Below are 14,833 nucleotides of genomic sequence, written 5' to 3'. Positions count from 1 at the left end.
ATCCGTTCTCCTCACTTTTGGGTATCGTCAAGCAATGAAATTTCTTGGTCGAGCTGTTTTTTCATTCTTTCAAATTGGGCTTCGGCAATGATATCTTCCACTTCTTGCCGCGCTAATTGAATGTAAGATTTGCCCCGATTGATCAAGTCGGCTCCGCCTTGCATGCCAGCTTCGGCAAGAGGGCGGAAAGTAGTTTTAGCAATGGGAAGCAAAGCGGAAGCCGCAAAGGCGAGCGCAGTACCGATAATCATTTTTTCAAGGCTATTTTGCACCATCGTGATTCTCCTTGTAATTAAGTATTACTGCGGCTGATTAAGCCGCAGCGTAGATGTGGTTTGCAGAGTCATCCTCACTTGTCTGATTTTTTGTAATCAAAGTCAAAATCGGTTTGGACAAAAGAGATACCGATCCGGCTACGCCAAGGATAGGAATCCAATATTTCAGCGGCAGACGGGCGGTGTGGAAAAACCCGGTCAATGGCGGGATATACAAGGCTCCTAGTAGAGCCAGCCAGGAAATGCAGAGAGCCCCGATCAGAAAGCGATCTTTTGTCCAATCGCGCACTGTTTCTTCAGAGCCTTCCTGTCGCCACGAAAAGGTTTGTATCAATTGCCCCGCGACCAATGTTGCAAAAGCAACGCTTTGAGCCACAGGCATCGGAGCACCAACTGCAAGGCTTGCGGCAAATAGGCCGAGCGATCCCAATCCCAGCAGAACCCCTCTTGTAATCACTTTCCGGTACAGGTCTTTATCGATGAAATCCGTTCGTTTCTGCTGCTTTGTTTTCTGGCCTGGATTTACAGCAAGAACCATTGCCGGTAAAGCATCGGTCAACAAATTCATCAGCAGAATTTGAATAGGAACCAAAGGAATCGGCAATCCGACCATCACGGCGACGCTGGTAACGATGATCTCGGCCAGGTTTCCGGTTAATAAACAGCCGAGTGCCTTACGAATATTTCCAATAATTGTTCGGCCTTCTTTAACCCCCTCCAGAATCGTGCCGAAATGATCTTCCGTTAGCACCATATCCGCAGTTTCCTTCGTTACTTCCGTTCCTGTTCTTCCCATTGCGATACCAACGTTGGCTTGCTTGATAGCAGGCGTATCGTTGACGCCATCACCAGTCATGGCAACGATTTGCCCTCTTTTTTGCAGCGCTGTTACAATGCGAAGCTTGTGCTCAGGCGTGACCCGGGCAAAAATGGATACTTGCTCCACAATTTGGCTCAACTCTTCGTCTGATAAACGGTCAAGCTCATGTCCGGTTACAACACTCTGCGCATCACTGTTAATTCCGAGCTGCTTCGCGATGGCAATGGCAGTAATCGGGTGGTCGCCTGTGATCATCACAGGTTTTAGCCCGAGTGCAAATGCCTCCTGAATATTTTGTTCTACTTCAGGCTTGGGCGGGTCCATCATGCCAGCCAAACCGACATAAATTAACTCATGTTCGTCATCAATGGACTCGTCGTCGGCGCTCTCATCGAGAGGTCGATATGCGAAAGCAAGCACACGAAGTGCTGCGGCTGAAAACTTTTCATTTTGCTGTACAATGTGCTGTTTCTGTTCTTCGGATAGAGGCAATATCTCCCCGTTTTTTTGATATCGATTGCAATGGCGGAGAATCGTCTCAACGGCTCCTTTGGAAAAGAGATAGCATTCCTGCTCCGCCTGAACATCCTTGCAAACCACGCTCATTTTCGCGGTTTTAGAGTCAAATGGAATTTCATGCCCACGATGCCAGTGGGTCATATCGTTAAGCCACAGTCCGTTTTTGGCTGCAAGCGTCAAAAGCGCGCCCTCAGTCGGATCCCCTTTGGTCAGCCACTGTCCTTCCTGTTGCTCTAGCTTGCTGTTATTGCATAGCAAGCAGATTTGCAGCAAGCGAGTCAAATCAGGATGGGTTGAGGGGTCTTCACAACTTTCTACATTATTGAGCTCTGCAGCTGCAGCAGCCTCGGAAGCAAGCTCCTCCAATGCTCCTGTCGGTTCGTAGCCATCGCCTGTTACAGTCCACGCGCGATCCGCAGTAGAGAGCGCTTTTACCGTCATTTCATTTTTGGTTAATGTACCAGTCTTGTCTGTGCAAATAACCGTGGTCCTTCCTAGTGTTTCCAATGAGGAAAGTTTTCGGATCAGCGCGTTTTTCTTCGCCATACGGAATATGCCTGCGCTGAGAGCAATGGTGATGGTAACCGGAAGCCCTTCAGGGATGGCAGAAGCCGCCAGCGTGATCGAAGTCGAAATGATTTGTGGAAAAGGGATGCCACGGAGCATACCAATTGCAAATACGATTCCTCCCACGATGAGAGCGCCTTTCACAAATTTTTTGCTAATTGACGTTACTTTTTCCTGTAAAGGGGTTACTTCTTTTTCATCCTGCTTTAAAAGCGACATTAAATGCCCCATCTCAGTATTCATCCCGGTTTGGACAACAATACCAATTCCCTTGCCTCCGCACACGTCGGTTCCCATGAAGAGCATGTTGGTTCGCTCAGATAAAGCACAATCCTCTGAGAGAGAGGACTCATTCTTTTCGACGGGAAGAGATTCCCCAGTCAGGGCCGACTCGTTGACGCTGATGTTCCATGAGTTGATCAACCGAATATCGGCTGGAACGCGATCCCCTGCTTCCAGGGAAACGATATCTCCAGGCACCAATTCCACAGCGTTTAGCTCTACGTGCTGGCCTTGTCTGATGACTTTACATGCCGGGGGTTGAAATTGATTCAGCTTGTCCACAACTTTTTCCGCTTTGCATTCCTGAATCGTACCAATTGCGGCATTCGCGAGCAGGATTGCCCCCATTGCAAGTCCATCAAATAATCCCCCCGTAAGAAAAGCGAGTGCACTTGTGCCAAGGAGAATCAGAGTTGTGAATTCCTTGAATTGGCCCAAATATGCAATGAGCCAAGGAGTAGGTTTTTTACTTTCAAGCTGATTTGAGCCATATTGGGTTCTCATAGAAAGAACCTGATCAGACGTCAACCCGTTTTGCAGGTTTGTTTGAAACTTCGTGAAAATCTGTTCGTTAGGCAGTTGATGCCAGGCAAAAGCTTCGGAAGCGACCGCGGCCTCGTTCTCATACGTCATTTCCGGTGGAGCTGTCAAAGCTTCACTCCTGTTTTTCGTTCTGGACATAAACACAAGCGATAAAGCATCACCGATCAAATTGACCACTGGAGCACTGATCATGCCTAATGTGGCAAAAGCAGAGCCAAGAATGTTCCATTTTTTAGCAATTAAAGTATGCTCGTTTACGATCTGCTCTGTTTTCTCGGCGTACAAAGCGCTTTCCTGAATAGGCCGCAGCTCATGAATGGAAATCGTCTGGATTCCGGCTTCTTTATAGAACTCATTGAGCGGATTTTGTTCCAGACCTGAGACAAATAAAACCTCTTCGCCATGCTGCTTCAGCACAGCGATCCGTTCAATCACTTCGCCTTGTTCAAAAGAGGACCAGCTTGTATCCATGCCGTATTGCGAAAGCTCGTCAGTACTGATATGCAGGCTGTTATGCAACAGTCCAAGCCTCCAGCCTTTTTCACTGAATGAAAATGCAGCAGAGCCGTACTCGTTGAACGTTGATTGCCGATGTCTGGCAATTAACCCAAGACATTCGCCTTTGCCATTCCCCTGGCTTCCAACCAAAAGAACATCGTATTCATTTCTTGCAAGCCTCTTTGATTTAAGCTCGAAGGCACTGCAATCAATACCGTGATCCTCCATGTATTTGTAGCTGCCAATGATAATCTGTCTATCATTGACTTTTCCTTTTATCCCCTCCGCCTCTTCTTCCACATGAAAAGCAGTGCGGATCGTCCGGCAAGTTCGTTTCGCCTGGCTGAACACCTCTTCTTTCCATGGATGTTCTGTTTTCTCCATTAATGAAGCCGCCAAACATATCACTTTATCCGTATCTTGTTCCTTCTCCGCCATGCATTGAATTTCTTCAATCTCTGGACGATTAAACAGGAGTGACGAATCTTCGAATAAAATCGTTTTCGTTCGAGCGAGTTGAGATAATGATCCTTTTTCCGGAACTACGTATTTTCTTTCTCCTGAAACGAGCTCGGCCTGTTTCCAGGCATACTGGGCAGGTACAGTTATTACCCGCGGATTTGCTGCCAGAAGTACGGCAATTGCACGAAACGGATTCCGGGTAACGGCCCAGGTCATTCCGGCTGCAATGAGACCTAATTTACCTGCTTTATCGCTATATGCTTGAATTTCCGGTGACAAGGGAGCCTCTTGCTGTCCATTTAATACAGAACGACTTCGCTTCCAGTTGACATATTGCAAAATGCTGAGTCCGGCAAGCACTACAAGATTTTCGCGCATAAGCGCAAGAGCGAGAGCGCTTGTACCTAAAATGAGATCCGAGTTTATTTTTCTCTTGTCCGAATAGGTCCGAATTCCTCGTTTGAGAAAAGGATAGCCGGTTACGACAGATACGAGCGCCGATAAATAGAACGGCGCCGGACTTCTTGCCAGGGCTGAACGTCCGAAAAAGACCTGCTTGATTCCCAGCACGGCTAAACCGCCCATGGAAATAGCCAACGGAATCGGGACTTTTTCCCTTGGCTCGCCCGTATTGGTCTTAGGCGTCGTAGAGATAATCGGCTGATCACAAGGAATATCCAATTCAGCCTGAGCAGCGGCAGCTTCTCGCTTCGCTTCCTTCGCTCCGCTAACCTCGTTGTGGATATCCGGGCGGGCTGTTAGATTGGCCGAACAGATCCGATCTTCTGTTTCACGGAGTATATGGAAAATGTCCTGCTCAGACACAAGCTTTACATCGTAAAGGAGCAGCACTCTGCCCGTCACTGTACAGGGTTCCGCTCTGTAAATTCCACTACAAGCGGACAGGCTTTTGGCTAAAAGCTCTGCGGCAGCTTTGCTCCCTTTCAAGCCGTGAATTTCCATACGTATCCTTCCTGGTAAAACATGAAGGAACCTGTTTTTGTTTCGCAGCGATACCATATCTAACCTCCCTTTTCCATAATTAAAATTCAACTTCACTTATGATTAACAATAGTTAGCAAAATATGCATTTTGTTTTCTGTATGTAAACCAGTATAAAAATTTCATTTAATGGAATTATTTTATTAACAACTTTTTAAGGAGAGGGTATTGTGGTCAAATCACCGCTTAGTATTATTTTCACTGCTGCGGCCATAGCACTTGCTGTGTCCCCCGAAGCCCGAAAAGCCGCACGCAAACTTGCCGTTAAAGGAGCAGCAATGATGCTTGAGCTCGCGGATCAAGTCAAAGACAGCACTAGAGAGCTACGGTCCACAGAAGCAGTATCAATTGAAGAAAAAAATACAGAAAAGGTTTTGCTTCCGTAACAATTGGCAAATGTAAAATAATTAAAAAAATGCATATTGGGGAACTACTATCGTGGAGTAAAAAAATCAAGCAAAGGAGAGATCAGAATGCTTCAAGGCGGTTCATTATGGGGAGGTCTTATCTCCGGAGGTATAACCCAATTGCAGGATACCATTAGCTTGACGAAAGGACAAATGGATAACAAAGACTATATGGTTCATACTTCGGGGAATTTGACAGGAGCACTCGGCGTCATGGCCGGTATTGAGTATGGGGCTATCCTCGGAACCTCGTTGCTGCCAGGAGTAGGGACGGTCCTTGGGTCTGTTGTTGGTGGGTTGTTAGGGAACAGTGTGGGCCAAACAGTCGGAATGCAAGCAGGCAGTGTGCTTCTTAACAACCGTTTGCTCAGCAACATGACACAATCCGCATCGAAAGTAACCGAGTCAATAACGGGCCCGGTCGTGGATGCAATGAAGACGACAGCATCTCACGAATAAATAACAAAATATCCATATAACTCGCTAACTTCGTTTAGCGAGTTTTCCCTATTTTAATAACGAGAGGAACCTGACAACCATGACTAAAAACGATGAGAATATTCCCGATACGATCACGATTCGCCTCAGCGCCACATGGCAATTGTTCCAAAAAATACGGTATTTATTATTTAGAAAAAAAGAATAGGCAGATGGAGGTGTGCGCTGTGAACTATATTAATCGTGAAATAAGCTGGCTTCAATTTAACAGACGTGTTCTTGAGGAAGCGCAGGACGAAAGTACTCCTCTGTTGGAGCGAACAAAATTCTTATCGATTGTTTCCACCAATCTGGATGAGTTTGTCAGCGTCAGGGTCGCAGGACTTATGGATAAAATTAGAACGGGCAATCAAGAGGTCGATTTTACGGGCTTTACTCCGCAGCAGTTACAAGATAAAGTAATCGTCATGATTGAGCAATTAGTAGCAGAACAGTATGCAACCCACGCGCGGATTCTTCGGCTGTTAAAGGAAGAAGGCCTTGTTTTTACTGATTTTGGCGAGCTTAGTCCTGCACAGAAGAAAGAAATGGAAACCTATTATCTTGAAAAGGTATTTCCCGTGCTAACTCCTCTAGCTATCGATAAAAGCCGCCCTTTTCCACTGATTCGTTCGAAAAGTGTATATTTGGCCGTCGGTTTAAAGCCGCCTTCCGATGAATCGGGCAAAGAGGTTTATATTGCCTTGGTTGAAATTCCGTCCAATCTGCCTCGCTATATTAAAGTTCCGTCTCTATCCGATCATGATCATTGGCAGTTTATTTTGCTCGAGGATTTGATTAAGCAGCATATACACACTTTGTTCACTACGTATACGCCTGCAACTTTCCATACATTCCGTTTAACTCGAAATGCAGACCTTGATTTAAACGAAGAAGAAGCCGAAGATATTCTTGATGAAGTGGAAAAAGTATTACGCGCAAGAAAATGGGGTACTCCGGTTCGTTTGGAAATAGAAAAGGGATTTGATCCATTTGCGCTGGAATTGCTAGAAAAAGAACTGGAAATAGAAAGCCGGTTTTTAATTACGAATGATGGACCTATTGACTTGAGCTACTTCATGTCATTCGCCAATTCGGTCGAGGGTTATGAGCACCTCAAGCATTCGAGATTTGATCCTCTTTGTCCACGGGAATTTACGAAGACGGACGATTTTTTTTCAGTGCTGCGAAAAAGAGATGTTCTTTTATTTCATCCGTATGAATCGTTTGATGTTGTTAATGATTTTGTTGAACATGCTGCTGCCGATCCATCCGTTATGGCTATTAAAATGACCTTGTATCGCGTAAACGGCAATTCACGGATTATCCGATCTTTGAATCGAGCTGCCGAAGCAGGAAAGCAGGTCACTGTAGTCGTCGAATTGAAAGCACGGTTCGATGAAGCCCGAAATATCGAATGGGCAAAAGAATTGGAAAAAGCAGGATGCCATGTCGTCTACGGACTGTCCGGGTTGAAAATTCATGCCAAAATGATTTTGGTTGTACGTAAAGAAGCGGATTCTCTTAGACGTTACATTCATGTCGCCACCGGAAATTACAATGAGGTGTCGGCGCAAATATTTACAGATATCGGGCTGTTCTCTTCCTATCCGGAGATCGGCGAAGATGTCTCCAATTTATTCAATAAAATTACGGGGTTTTCCGCCCCGAGCCAGTGGCATTACCTCAGCGTAGCTCCGGCGCATTTGAAACAACGGTTGTTGGATTGCATTCAGCGCGAAGTGGAAAATGCCTTGATCGGTAAACCTGCAAGGATTATAGCCAAAATGAATTCGCTGTCGAATAAACAGTTGGTCGACGAACTATACGCTGCATCCCAGGCAGGCGTCCGAATTGATCTGATCGTTCGTGGCATCTGCTGTTTGCGTCCAGGAATTCCCGGACTGAGCGACAATATTACCGTTCGCAGCATTGTCGGCCGATTTTTGGAACATTCCCGGATTTTTTATTTTGAGAATGCCGGCACGCCCCAATTGTGGCTATCCAGTGCGGACTGGATGACCAGAAATATGGACAAGCGGATTGAATTGATGTGTCCGCTATTAAATGAAGAACATCAATCTGTTGTCATCCAATATTTATTGCTGCTGCTAAATGATAATATGAAAGCCCGACAGCTGCTTCCCGATGGACGATATGTCATGGCGCACAATGAACAGCCACCCTGCTGTAGCCAGATAGAGGCCAAAAATCTAGTAATAAAGAAAAACAATTCTTTGCCTATTCAAAACGACTGCATAACCCCGTTAACAGCCTCCGCATACACAAATGGGCCAGACCTGATTCACTGACTGTTATCATCTCCTGTTTGGTATTGCTTCATAAGATTGTGCAATTTATCCAAAAGATGTGGGGCCATATCCAAAATTTTGTCGTATACAGTAGGAGAGTTATCGAGGTAGATCGTTTGAACGCCCATTTTGCCGATAATTAAAATTGCGAGGGGTGTTACGGACACACCTCCGCCCATACCTCCGCCGAATGACGGCATCACCCATGCGGATTCCTGATTGTGCCTGTCCAAATCGCTTCCACCTGCCGCAAAGCCATAGCTTACCTTACAAACCGGTATGATCATGGTTCCATCAGACAAGGCAACCGGTTCTCCAATGGCCGTATTGACGTTCACCATGTCCTTTAAGTGATCTTTCGCCGTGTTTACAAAAGATTGTAATGGATGCTCTGACATTCCAATCACCTCTCCACAATGGTTCTATTATGCCATTGTAGTCAGGATTGGAAAAGAATAAACCGCATTGACTCTCTATACCATAGAGAGCCATGCACGTTCCTGCCTCCAATCTACTTGCACAGGTGTTTCAAAAAAAGCACTAAGCGTTTCACTGCTTAGAATATCTGTCGTTTTACCTTTGGCAAAAACAGTGCCCCGGCGGATCAAAATCGTATGCGTGTACATCGGTAAAATTTCCTCGATATGATGTGTAACATACAATAAATTCGGCGAACCTGGCGATTCGGACAGCTGATGAATGCTGGTTAGCAACGATTCCCGGGAAAAGAAATCCAGACCGTTACACGCCTCGTCCAAAATCAGCAGCTTGGGCGAGGCCATTAGCGCGCGGGCAATAAGCACTTTTTGCTTTTCACCCTGTGAGCACCCCTGATACAAACGGTCTACGAGGTGAGCACAGCCCAGTTGGGTCATGAGGTGTACAGCCTGCTCATAATCCGTAGCTGTTGTTTGGTCATACAGTCCAATAGAGGCAAATTTGCCGCTAATGACAACATCCTGAGTGCGCTGACTGCCATTAATTCTTTCCTGTAAAGAAGAGCTGACCCAGCCGATAGATTTGCGCAACTCCCTCAGATCCACGTCCCCGAACGTATGCCCCAGCACACTGACACTGCCTGTAGTTGGCCATATGTAACCATTGATCATATTCAGCATCGTTGTTTTACCCGACCCATTCAATCCAAGTACAGCCCAGTGCTCCCCCTCGGCTACCTGCCAGTTGATCTGATCCAGTATGGTGCGATTGTCTCTTTTCCAGCTTACATTGTTAAGCTCAATGACACGGTTCATAATTGTTCCCCCATTGATCATATCATCTGATGTTTATAAGTGCAGTAAAACTATTATTTTTACTATGTTAATTTTCACTTTCGTATAAGAATAGCACAGGGTTGCAGGTTGTTCAATTTTAAATTCGCTGTATGCCCTATTCTTTATCAATCGGATGCTCAATTTGATCCTTATACTCATCAAAATATAGATTTCCATTAGAACTGATTACGGCATAATTGACATTTTCAATAGAGAGCCCCTTCTTTTTGATCTGTGAATGCAGCCACTCTCTCGTTATGTGATTCTGTTGTAAATTCGCGTCAATGATGTCTCCATCCATAATCAATTCTATGGGAAAAGCCGGCTCAGATTGATTTTTCAAATGTAAATCCTTTCTGGTTACAGGCTGACTCTCCGGCTTTGGCAATACGGAAATGCTTCCATTCAGTTCAAGTACGGCATACTGAACATCTTGAATATTAAAAATATTCTTTCCTCTTAGCTCCTGATTCAGAGTATCCAGTGTAATCTTAAGTTTTCTCATATTGCTCTCCATAATTTTTCCTTCCTGAATTAACACGGTTGGTTTTCCCGAAAACCAGCTTCGCAGTTTCCGGTTCTTCATGGAAAAAAACATCAGCAAGTAAGCAATCCCAGTAAATGTAAGTAAGGATGTTAGTAAAATCCCTATACTTATTGTGTTATTAAAGGCAAGATTCGCAGTAATAGCCCCCAATGTAATGACAGCTACAAAATCATGGTAGGTCATTTGCGCAATAGTCGATTTGCCCAATATACGTGCTATAAGCATCATAAGGGTAAATGCAGATATTGACCTTAACATCGTTTCCAATAATTCCATATACCAAGACCTCAGTTCTGATTGTTTTCTTGTAGTTTTTCCAACTTCATTTTTTTTCATTACATTCTTTGCAAAGAAGGCAATGCTTTGCCTTTCGGTTTCTCCCACTTTCGTTCAGGAATGTGAATCTGTTTTTTTACGCTCACGGAAACGACGCACTTTGATCAAATTACCGCACAATTTATCATCACAAAACCGCTTCGAACGGTTCCGGGTATCATCATAAAATATCCAGCGACAATCAGTATTCTCGCAGATGCGAATTCGGGAGCTTCCGCTATTCACAAATGCCTGGGCAAAATCAGCAGCTACCTCGGCTAATACTTGTCTCCAGCTGTTTTTTGATGGTCTCAGCCCGAGCGTGAAATGACCATCCTGCTCCTTCAACACACGAGTGACAGGTCCTTCTGTCATCATCCGGTTGATCAGATGTATCATGTCGGATGTCATCTGTCCGCCAGAAGTCAAATGCTCGGTGAAGCTGCGTAATTGCTGCCGAAAAAACTGCATTTCTTCGATATCTTGCGCATTAGCCGGAACCGGAGCGTTGAATTGCCATCGCATCAGAAAGTCTTTTTGCCATTCCTGCTTCAGCATACGATCCTCTGATCGTCCGCTGCCCTTCCAGTCGTGCCATTCACTATTTACAAAATCAGTCCAGAGTGTATCCAAAAAAGTTCCTCCTACCAGATAGTTATGTAACCACTAAAATTAAAATAGCTGGTTGCAAACCATTTTTTGTCATGCTACATTTATGATTGTAATGATTCATTTTGAATTTAGCTAGTTACAACTCAATTAAAGGAGATGTAGAAGATGAACCGGGACCGAGTGAATTTGCTATTATTACAAAAGGAAAATTCTTGGAACAAGGAGGAATGGATTGTTCCGCTTGCCGCTGCCCTGCAAGATGTAAAAACGCATGAGGCTGCTTGGACACCAACGGGTGGCGGAAACACGATTTGGCAAACGGTTCGTCATATAAATTATTACAATGAGCGTATTTTAAACCGATTAACCCACCAGCCTGTCAGCTCAACTCAAATGGATAATGAAGAGACCTTTGGCCAACCGGGAGATGCTGAGGACCATGAGGGCTGGCAGGAAACGCTGAAGAAAACGGAAGCCCTCGCTAACCAACTGCTTACCACGATTGCTGCTCTGACTGATGATGATCTGGATAAGCCCTTTGGCTCCGAAACGCTAGGTGCGGAATTATCGAGGTGGATGCTGCACGATGCATATCATAGCGGGCAAATCGTACTTATACGTAAACAACTTGGCACTTGGTGTGTTTAAAAAGTAATTCCCCTGTATGACTTGTGCAATCAGAGATTCGAGCAGCGACATAGAACAGGAAAATCAAGTATGTAATAAGGATGAATCGACAATATTCATCCTTTGATTTCTCTCGTTCAGAGCTTCCATAACTTCTGCGATCCCTGGCTCATGAACTTTTTGCTTTTTTAGAAACTTTAACTTTTTCTTTAACTTTATCCTTGTCTTTATCCTGAACTGTCATTTTCCTTTTTGCTTTGGCCAGTCGCCAATAGCTTAATACTTTGCGATACATCGATTTATCTTTTAGCTGATTAAAAATAAAGGGATCAGGTCTTGTATTCACTTCAAGAACCCATGGGGTAAAGCTCCGGTCCAATCCGATATCCAATCCAATTTGCCGGAAATTCGGGTATGTTTTTTGCAGTTGTGCAGCTATGGTAAGGCCCAGCGCATTCAGATTCTTGATCAGTTCGGCCTGCTTGCTTGGGGGTAAATGGGATTTTAGCAGCTCCTCCAATGGCATCGGCTTGCCGCCGCTATGATAATTGGTTACGATTTTACGAGGATGACCAAGTCGGCCAATAATTCCGGTAGTCTCCCATGTCCCTTTGGCATTGCGCTGCACCATGACCCGGATATCAAAATAACGCTTTTGGTGACGCAGCAAATGAACTCCCTTTTGAATGAGATAGCTTTGATCCCCCACTCGCTTCGACATGCTCTTATAAAGTGCCTCTACATTTTTGAACTCCCAGCGCTTTTCCCCGTGTTGATAGGCAAAAGGCTGACTTCCATCCTGCTCTACTTTCATTACGCCTTTACCGAATGTACCTCCATCGGGTTTTACATAGACCATCTTGTACTTCTCCAGCATGGACGTCAAACTGACTTTGTTATATTTTCGGGTCTCCGGTATTAAAGGCCTGATCCCCTGATGACGGAGCAGTAGTTGAGTTTTACGCCACTTGCTGCGTATAGCCTGTGCTCGTGAAGTTTTCATTTCCCCTTCTCCTCTCTCTTTCAAGGTAGAACGCTCCTGTTATAAAGATCAATCCATCATATGCGCCAGTTCCCCGTCCGAAAGCTGCATTAGCCCGGCCTGCTTAGAAATATTCAACTGGCCTGCCCGGTCGAAATTGCCTGTCCAGGCATACGATAATGTAAGATACGGGCACGTACATTTCCATGTATAGGGAGTGAATAACTTTGTCAGCGCAATCGGATGGGTTACAGAAGGGTTCTCTTACAATGGATGTTCTGATTCCTGCAATTGATAAAGATATGGGCACATTGCCGCTGGTGATTGACAGTCTGCGCCGTTACGTGCAGCACCGAATTGGGACGATTTACATCGTTTCACCGAAAAGCGATCGCATTCGTCGACTATGTGCAAGCAAGAACTGTACATTTGTAGATGAAAAGACGGTGCTGCCTATCACTAAAAAACACATTCGTTACGGTACAGCGCGCTGGGACCGCTCTGGCTGGCTGTATCAGCAATTGCTCAAAATGAACGGTGATAAAATTAGCAAAGCGCCTTTCTTTCTCGTCATTGATGCGGATACAATTTTGATTCGTCCCCATATGTTTCGAAAGGATGGCAAAACGATATTTTATTATCGGAGCTGGAGCCAGCCCGAGTATTTCCGCACCTACCGCAAGCTGATGGGCGTGAAAGCTCCCTCACCCAAGTCCTTTGTTACTCACTATATGCTGTTTGAGAAAGCGCAGCTTACCCGGCTTAAGAAGGTCATAGAAACCCGTCATGGAAAACCCTGGTACAATGCGATTATCCAAAGCATAAACCGGAAAAAACAGTTTGGTTTCTCCGAATATGAAACATATGCCAACTATCTGTACAGCAAGCAGCCCGCTCGGATGATTTTACGCAAGTCCCTTAATAAAGCGCTTCATAGCCAGGCTTCATCCCTGTCGCAAAAACAATTGGATAGCTTGGCTAAAAACCATCGTTCTTTATCCTTCCATCAACGCAAGGTGTATCAGCGAGCTCCAATATCCAAGCTCAAATCATTGGTGAAATCGTTTAAAATCAAAAAAATTCCGTAAAATGATACGCTCCGACATGGAGCTGTATCGAAGGAGGAAGCGTCTGTGCAACTCGTATTGTTATGCGGTGGGGCTGGAAAAAGGCTGTGGCCATTGTCCAACGATATCCGCTCGAAGCTGTTTCTTCGACTGTTGCCTGCCCCTGACGGGCAAATGGAATCCATGCTCAGTCGGGTGTATCGACAACTTGCTGCAGCCAGGCTGGATTCCTCTGCCCTGCTGCTGGCTCATCGGAGTCAGGTGAATCTGGCCTTGCGACATACGGAAGGTCGTCTGCCCGTTCTCGGCGAGCCTGCCAAACGGGGAACCTTCACCGCTGCTGCGCTCGCTGCTGCTTATTTCCATGCCAGAGGCGTGGGATTGGACGAAATTGTTTGTATCGCTCCTGCGGATATGTTTGCGGGCGAGGATTTTTTCCATAGTGTAGCGGCACTTTCCGATCTGTTGCTTGATAGTGGAGCTGATCTGGCCATGCTTGGGACAAGGCCTACACATCCCTCTGACCAATACGGTTATATCGTTCCAGGGCAGCAAACAGGAAGGAAAGGGAAAGCCTCCTATGCGTCAGTTGCCCGCTTCACAGAAAAGCCGGATCGCATAGGGGCGCAACAGCTTATAAGCCAAGGTGCACTCTGGAACTGTGGCATTTACGCCTTTAAGCTACGGTATATGCTGGCCTGCATGGAGCGTAGTGATTTGCCCCTGAACGACAAGGCATTATGCTCGATGTATGACGGACTCCCTGTTCGCAGCTTCGACGAGGAGATTGCGGAGCGTGCCGAACACGCCGTCGTCCTCCCCTACGAGGGTGAATGGCTCGACATCGGCAGCTGGCAGACATTAACGAACCAGCTCGCCAACCGAGTGATTGGGCGCGGACAGATCAGCGGTCCCGCTCATGACACGCATATTGTCAATGAGCTGCCCTTTCCACTCCATGTCATTGGCGTGGAGGGTATTATTGCTGCTGCCAGCCCTGATGGCATCCTCATTGCCGCCAAAAGTCATGCCCACGCGATCAAGGAGAAGCTGGGGACACTTCAGCTACGTCCCATGCATGGTGAAACCTCCTGGGGCAGCTACCGGGTACTGGACGAATTTGATCATCGGAGTGTGAACGATATTCTTGCCATACGTTTGACCGTACTCCCAGATCATCGCTTAAACGGCCATTGTCATGGCAGTGGGCTGAAAGTGTGGACGATCGTTTCTGGTCGAGGGGAG

General features: G+C 45.8%; 13 protein-coding genes. 6 read left to right on the top strand and 7 right to left on the bottom strand.

The annotated features are described in order from the left end of the window. Window positions 1-11: 11 nt before the first annotated feature. Together WG8_RS11690 and WG8_RS11685 are read right to left on the bottom strand one after the other, a co-directional pair. Window positions 12-275 (bottom strand): hypothetical protein, encoded by a 264-nt coding sequence (locus WG8_RS11690; RefSeq protein WP_007430393.1) that lies wholly within the window; start codon window positions 273-275, stop codon window positions 12-14. A gap of 37 nt (window positions 276-312) precedes the next feature. Continuing rightward, complete coding sequence (locus WG8_RS11685) at window positions 313-4,986, bottom strand: cation-translocating P-type ATPase (protein WP_043890993.1); 4,674 nt, start codon at window positions 4,984-4,986, stop codon at window positions 313-315. Between the two features lie 152 nt (window positions 4,987-5,138). Between WG8_RS11685 and WG8_RS11680 the strand changes: the two genes are divergently transcribed. The 3 genes from WG8_RS11680 (at window position 5,139) to ppk1 (ending at window position 8,164) form a co-directional block, all read left to right on the top strand. Next, on the top strand, window positions 5,139-5,354 hold the full coding sequence (locus tag WG8_RS11680; RefSeq protein ID WP_007430391.1) for a hypothetical protein: 216 nt from the start codon (window positions 5,139-5,141) through the stop codon (window positions 5,352-5,354). Between the two features lie 87 nt (window positions 5,355-5,441). Further along, window positions 5,442-5,834 (top strand): hypothetical protein, encoded by a 393-nt coding sequence (locus WG8_RS11675; RefSeq protein WP_007430390.1) that lies wholly within the window; start codon window positions 5,442-5,444, stop codon window positions 5,832-5,834. Window positions 5,835-6,025: 191 nt separating this feature from the next. Beyond that, window positions 6,026-8,164: a polyphosphate kinase 1 gene (ppk1, locus tag WG8_RS11670; protein WP_043890992.1), complete on the top strand. Its 2,139-nt coding sequence runs from the start codon at window positions 6,026-6,028 to the stop codon at window positions 8,162-8,164. On the opposite strand, the gene ytfJ is transcribed toward ppk1, so the two are convergent. From ytfJ to WG8_RS11650, 4 genes are all read right to left on the bottom strand, one after another. Continuing rightward, entirely contained in the window at window positions 8,158-8,562 is a 405-nt protein-coding gene (ytfJ, locus tag WG8_RS11665; RefSeq protein ID WP_007430388.1) for a GerW family sporulation protein, read from the bottom strand. The genes ppk1 and ytfJ overlap by 7 nt on opposite strands. Window positions 8,563-8,637: 75 nt before the next feature. Then, complete coding sequence (locus tag WG8_RS11660) at window positions 8,638-9,417, bottom strand: ABC transporter ATP-binding protein (RefSeq protein ID WP_007430387.1); 780 nt, start codon at window positions 9,415-9,417, stop codon at window positions 8,638-8,640. A gap of 136 nt (window positions 9,418-9,553) precedes the next feature. Next, window positions 9,554-10,261, bottom strand: a complete 708-nt coding sequence (locus WG8_RS11655; RefSeq protein ID WP_043890991.1) for a DUF421 domain-containing protein — start codon at window positions 10,259-10,261, stop codon at window positions 9,554-9,556. 114 nt (window positions 10,262-10,375) lie between these two features. After that, window positions 10,376-10,933, bottom strand: a complete 558-nt coding sequence (locus WG8_RS11650; protein ID WP_007430385.1) for a CGNR zinc finger domain-containing protein — start codon at window positions 10,931-10,933, stop codon at window positions 10,376-10,378. A gap of 144 nt (window positions 10,934-11,077) precedes the next feature. Between WG8_RS11650 and WG8_RS11645 the strand changes: the two genes are divergently transcribed. Further along, the gene (locus tag WG8_RS11645) at window positions 11,078-11,560 is read left to right on the top strand and encodes a DinB family protein (protein ID WP_007430384.1); all 483 of its coding nucleotides are present in this window, start codon (window positions 11,078-11,080) and stop codon (window positions 11,558-11,560) included. A gap of 148 nt (window positions 11,561-11,708) precedes the next feature. On the opposite strand, the gene WG8_RS11640 is transcribed toward WG8_RS11645, so the two are convergent. Then, window positions 11,709-12,542, bottom strand: a complete 834-nt coding sequence (locus WG8_RS11640) for a YheC/YheD family protein (RefSeq protein ID WP_007430383.1) — start codon at window positions 12,540-12,542, stop codon at window positions 11,709-11,711. Window positions 12,543-12,748: 206 nt separating this feature from the next. Between WG8_RS11640 and WG8_RS11635 the strand changes: the two genes are divergently transcribed. Both WG8_RS11635 and WG8_RS11630 read left to right on the top strand, forming a co-directional pair. Further along, window positions 12,749-13,609: a DUF6492 family protein gene (locus WG8_RS11635; protein WP_043890990.1), complete on the top strand. Its 861-nt coding sequence runs from the start codon at window positions 12,749-12,751 to the stop codon at window positions 13,607-13,609. A 45-nt stretch (window positions 13,610-13,654) separates the two neighbouring features. Further along, window positions 13,655-14,833: sugar phosphate nucleotidyltransferase (locus WG8_RS11630; RefSeq protein ID WP_007430381.1), on the top strand; the 1,179-nt coding region annotated here is incomplete at its 3' end.

It is taken from the genome of Paenibacillus sp. Aloe-11 (genome assembly GCF_000245715.1).
Classification (GTDB): Bacteria; Bacillota; Bacilli; order Paenibacillales; family Paenibacillaceae; genus Paenibacillus; species Paenibacillus kribbensis.
The sequence above is the reverse complement of the archived record's forward strand: the minus strand, read 5'-3'. Positions and strand labels throughout refer to the sequence as shown.